This is a genomic window from Candidatus Thermoplasmatota archaeon, from assembly GCA_034660695.1.
Classification (GTDB): domain Archaea; phylum Thermoplasmatota; class E2; order UBA202; family DSCA01; genus JAYEJS01.
Genome location: JAYEJS010000125.1, coordinates 1 through 4942, shown reverse-complemented (window position 1 = coordinate 4942; position 4942 = coordinate 1). Strand labels below are relative to the sequence as shown.

General features: G+C 42.6%; 3 protein-coding genes. All 3 read left to right on the top strand.

What is annotated here, in order from left to right; all coding sequences use genetic code 11:
* Nucleotides 1–166: 166 nt before the first annotated feature.
* The 3 genes from U9O96_06400 to gyrA all read left to right on the top strand — a co-directional run bounded on the left by U9O96_06400 (nucleotide 167) and on the right by gyrA (nucleotide 4742).
* Nucleotides 167–421 carry a hypothetical protein gene (locus U9O96_06400; protein MEA2054721.1) on the top strand — a complete coding sequence of 85 codons (255 nt, stop codon included), beginning with the start codon at nucleotides 167–169 and terminating at the stop codon, nucleotides 419–421.
* Between the two features lie 63 nt (nucleotides 422–484).
* Nucleotides 485–2368 carry a DNA topoisomerase (ATP-hydrolyzing) subunit B gene (gyrB, locus tag U9O96_06395; protein MEA2054720.1) on the top strand — a complete coding sequence of 628 codons (1884 nt, stop codon included), beginning with the start codon at nucleotides 485–487 and terminating at the stop codon, nucleotides 2366–2368.
* On the top strand, nucleotides 2358–4742 hold the full coding sequence (gyrA, locus tag U9O96_06390) for a DNA gyrase subunit A (protein ID MEA2054719.1): 2385 nt from the start codon (nucleotides 2358–2360) through the stop codon (nucleotides 4740–4742). Before gyrB ends, gyrA begins: the two co-directional genes overlap by 11 nt.
* Nucleotides 4743–4942: the final 200 nt, after the last annotated feature.

The window sequence follows — 4942 nt, the reverse complement described above, 5'->3', positions numbered from 1 at the left end:
AGATCTTCTCGAAAAATTTAAAGCAAAGGTCTATGTGATGAAGGTTATTTTGACCAAGGAAGACTGTCGAAGGCTTGGTTTAGAGCCTGAGTAGAAAGCATTCATACTTTTTACACATAGTCTTTCAAAAGAAAACGTTTATATGTGCTGTGCTTTTACAAATTGAGTGATAAAAATGCAGGAAGAGGATATCAAAAAAGAGAAAATAAGGAACATTCTCACTCCAGATATTCAGGTCTGCGGCCTTTGCAGGGAGAAATACAAGGAAGAAGCGTCGTGCAGTTCGTGTGGGTGCAACATGCTCGATCCTTCATATAAGGGCATGGTATATGAATGTCCTCTCTGCAGCAAACTTTATTGTGAGGATTGCTGGAAGAAAATGGAACATGTTGAAGAGAAAGGCGGACTGTTCAGTAAATGAGTCAGTCCATGTATAATATAAATAAACAAGTTATATAATTGCCGTTACTGTTCTGGAGGGTAGATGACTGACGATTATGGAATAGACAAAATCAAAGTACTGGAGGGCCTGGAGGGAGTGAGAATAAGGCCCGCCATGTATATAGGCTCTACAGATGAGAGGGGACTCCATCATATGGTAGAAGAAGTCATAGACAATTCTGTTGATGAATCACTCTCTGGGTATTGTACCAGGATAGCGGTCACCATAAACCGGGATGGAAGCGTTACCGTGGATGATAACGGCAGGGGCATACCCGTAGAAATTCACAAGGAATACGGAAGGCCGGGTGTTGAGGTGGTGATGACTAAACTTCATGCAGGCGGTAAGTTCGATAAGAGCGCATATAAAGTATCGGGTGGATTGCATGGGGTGGGTGTGTCCGTTGTAAATGCTCTTTCGGAACGGTTTGAAGTCGAAATAAGAAGAAATGGAAAGAGGCATTTTCAGAAGTATGAAAGAGGAAACCCCGTAACTCCCCTCAAAGAAATTGGCACGGCAGAAACAACTGGAACTAAAGTGACTTTTCTACCAGATCGTCAGATATTCAAAGGAATGGAAGTGGACAGTGCCGATCTGAAAAAAAGACTTCAGGAAATAGCATTTTTGAATAAAAATCTGAAGATAGAGTTTTTTGATGAGAAAAGCGATGAAAAGGATATTTTTCAATATAGCGGTGGAATCGCAGAACTCGTGCGTCACATAAACAGAAATAAAAAACCCCTTCACGAGGAGGTTATATATATAGAAGGAGAGAAAGAGAACGTTGCCGTCGAAGTGGCGATACAGTACACGGAAAGTTATACCGAGAAAGTCTTTTCCTTTGTCAATAATATCAACACCCACGAAGGCGGTACACATCTTTCGGGCCTCAAATCGGCTCTAACGAGAACATTAAATGATTATGCGAGGAGAAATATTTTCAAAGATAACAATACTCACAGCTTGAGCGGGGAAGATGTGAGGGAGAGCATCACCGCGATAATATCGTGCAAGGTGCCCGACCCACAGTTCGAGGGGCAGACCAAAACAAGGCTGGGGAATTCCGAAATAAAGGGGATAGTTGAAGCGATTGTAAATGAAAAACTCTCGATGTTTCTGGAAGAAAACCCTTCCATTGCAAAAATAGTAATAGAAAAAGCGCTGGAGGCATCGAGGGCTCGTGAGGCGGCGAGAAAGGCCAGGGAATTGACAAGGAAAAAAAGTTACCTTGAATCATCGTCGCTGCCGGGTAAACTCGCCGACTGTTCCTCCACCAATCCGGCCGAATGTGAACTCTTTCTTGTTGAGGGTGACTCCGCAGGTGGCTCTGCAAAGCAGGGAAGGGCAAGGGAATTTCAGGCTATCCTGCCGCTGAAAGGGAAAATACTCAATGTTGAGAAAGCACGGTTTGACAAGGTGCTGGAAAATAACGAGATAAAGGCGATTATTTCCACCATTGGCACAGGCGTGGGGGATGAATTTGATATAAGCAAGGCGAATTATCACAAAATCGTGATAATGACAGATGCTGATGTGGACGGGGCTCACATACGAACACTCATGCTGACGTTTTTTTTCAGATACATGCGCCCCCTTATAGATGCTGGATTCGTTTACGTTGCACAGCCTCCTCTATACCGTATAAAGAAGGGAAAGAGCGTAGTATATGCCTATTCCGATGAGGAAAGGGAGAAACTTGCAACAGAAAATTCTTCCATTCAGCGATATAAGGGTCTCGGAGAAATGAATCCAGAACAGCTTTGGGAAACAACCATGAATCCCGAAAAGAGGATACTGAAAAGGGTTACGGTAGATGATGCCATAATGGCAGACGAACTTTTTACAATTTTGATGGGAGAAGACGTTGAACCGAGGAGGGACTTCATAAGAACACACGCGAAGGAGGTGATGAACCTTGACATCTGAAGAAACGAAAATTTTGCATTTGCCCATAGAGAAGGAAATGAAAACATCCTATATGGACTATTCAATGAGTGTTATCGTTGGGCGGGCTTTGCCGGATGTTAGGGACGGGCTCAAGCCGGTTCATCGAAGAATCTTATATGCATTAAATGATATGGGGCTGAAGTACAACAAACCTCATAGGAAGTCAGCAAGGGCAGTCGGAGAAGTGCTTGGTAAATATCATCCTCATGGGGATGCTGCCATATACGATGCCATGGTTAGAATGGCTCAGCCCTTTTCTTTGCGATATTGTCTTATAGATGGTCAGGGAAATTTCGGCTCAATAGATGGTGATTCACCGGCAGCGATGCGTTACACTGAGATAAGGACCAGCAAAATAAGTACTGAAATGCTCAGAGATATAGAAAAAGAGACCGTTGGCTGGAGGGACAATTTTGATGGGACGCTGAAGGAACCAGTTATCTTACCGGCGGTGATACCAAATTTACTAGTGAATGGTTCATCCGGCATAGCAGTGGGCATGGCGACGAATATGCCGCCCCATAACCTCGTGGAAATTGTTGATGCAATTGTTGCGTTTACAGACAATCCCGAGATGAAAGTAAAGGATTTAATAAACTACATCAAAGGGCCTGACTTTCCTACCGGGGGAATAATATACGGCAGGAGAGGAATATTTGATGCGTATTCTACTGGAAAGGGAATATTGAAAGTCAGGGCAAAAACTCATTTTGAGGGCGAAAACCTGATGGTAACCGAGATTCCTTATCAGACCAACAAATCTTCTCTCCTGAAAAGGATAGCGGAACTTGTGAGGAAAGGCGTAATACACGGAATAGCAGACCTCAGGGATGAATCTGATAGGAAGGGTATACGCATCGTGGTTAAACTCAAAAAAGATGCTGTTCCAGAAGTCGTGAGAAATCAGCTTTTCAAACATACAGAACTTGAAAGCACCTTCGGCATTTCGAATATAGCTCTTGTTGACGGGCAGCCACGTTTATTAACGCTCAAAGATCTGCTTTTTGAATATATCCGGCATAGAAGGGATATAATAAAAAAGAGGAGCACATATGACTTGAGAAAAGCCAGGGAAAGAAAGCACATTATCGACGGGTTGATAACGGCGTTGAATGCCATAGATAATGTAATAAGCACAATAAGGAAGTCATCTGATGCCAAACAAGCGGCCGTAAATTTAATGCAAAAATTTTCATTCTCCGAAGTTCAGGTAAAAGAAATTCTTTCCATGCGTCTTCAGTCGCTTACATCAATGGAAGTGGAAAGTCTTCAGAAAGAAAGAAAAGAGAAAGAACAGGAAATTGAAAGGCTTGACAGGATATTATCAAAGCCAGGGGAGATAGACAGCATAATAAAAGAGGAGTTGCTTGAATTGAAAAGGGTTTACGGGGATGAGAGAAGAACGGAAATAGTCGACGCCGAAATCGAAATGGATATAGAAGATTTGATACCTGAAGAGGAAGTAGTCATTCTAGTGACCAGCCAGGGATACGTCAAACGTTTGTCGCTGGACGAGTACAGGGCTCAAAGGAGAGGGGGCAAAGGACTTGTTGGCATGAAGATGAAGGAAAACGATACGATAAGCTATGTGTTGGCATCTTCTACACATGATTATATACTCATCTTTTCCGGAGATGGAAAGGTTTATGCGGTGAAAGGATACCGTATTCCCCAGGGAAGCAGGCATTCCATGGGAAGGGCCATTGTAAACATCGTTCCGATAGAGGGAGATATCAGGGCAATACTTTCAGTAAAAGATTTTTCCAAGGGCACGCTTGTCTTTTCCACAAGAAAAGGGCTGATTAAGAAAACATCACTTGCTTTATACAAAAATATACGTTTCAGTGGTATAAGGGCGATAAACCTGAAGGAGGGGGACGAGCTTATTAAAGTCAAACTTTTGTATGAAGGAAAGGTAATCATTTCCTCGGCAAATGGTAGTGCATGTGTTTTTGATGATAAGGATGTGCGCTCCATGGGAAGGGTTGCGGTGGGTGTCATAGGCATGAGGTTGAGAGGTGGCGATAGGGTGGTGGATATGGAAGTTGCACAGGGCAACGACATTCTCACTGTAACAGAAAATGGATATGGAAAGAGAACTCCGCTGGATTCATACAGGCTTACGAAGAGAGGAGCAAGAGGCGTAAGAACAATAATTACGAATGAAAGGAATGGGAAGGTTGTTTCTATAATGGAAGTCCGCGATGATGATGAAATAGTTCTTTCAAGCAGGCAGGGAATGATGGTGCGCATCCCCGTGAAGGACATCAGAAGGCAGGGTAGAAATACGATGGGTGTAAGGTTGATGAACTTGAATAAAGGGGACAAAATAGTCAGCGTTGCAAAGTTATAGAGAAGCATAAAAATAGAAACTTTCAACTTAAACCCTTGTTTTGCATACAAGCATTGAGGTTTTTTTCAGTATTGAATGCTTTGAAAAAGTAGTCAAAAAATGAAAAAAGCCATAAGCAGACCGGAAAAATGATTTGAGAAATGATCTGCAGGATTCAACAAAATTTTGAATACGCCTTCCCACTTTTTTATTTACCTTCT